A 324-nucleotide genomic window follows, 5' to 3' on the forward strand; every position below is an offset into this window, starting at 1 on the left:
CGAGGATCTGCATCCCGGTTATCGTCTGCGGCGCTCCGCGCCATGATCCGGGGCTGCGCCACCGGCTCAGCTTGCCGCCTGTTTCCCATTTCGAGAATAGCTTCGATCAGCCGCGAGCGATCATAGGGCTTGGTCAGCCGCGGCTTGCCCTTGTAACGCTCTGGCATCGCCTCATCGCCAAAGGCAGTGGCAAAGATGATCGGCGTGCCCCGGCGCGTCAGTTCATCGGCGAGGCTGAACACTGTTGTGCCGTGCAGGCGTACATCGAGCACTGCACCATCGACACCGCGCCGCCCCAGCAATTGCATGGCATAAAAAGGAGTC

At 62.0% G+C, this 324-nt stretch carries 1 pseudogene; it reads right to left on the bottom strand.

Going from position 1 to position 324, the window contains the following annotated elements:
• Positions 1-324: pseudogene (locus tag ASE94_RS17020) on the bottom strand (hypothetical protein); the annotation flags it as partial.

Origin of the sequence: Devosia sp. Leaf64, from assembly GCF_001421945.1 — a bacterium.
Lineage (GTDB): Bacteria > Pseudomonadota > Alphaproteobacteria > Rhizobiales > Devosiaceae > Devosia.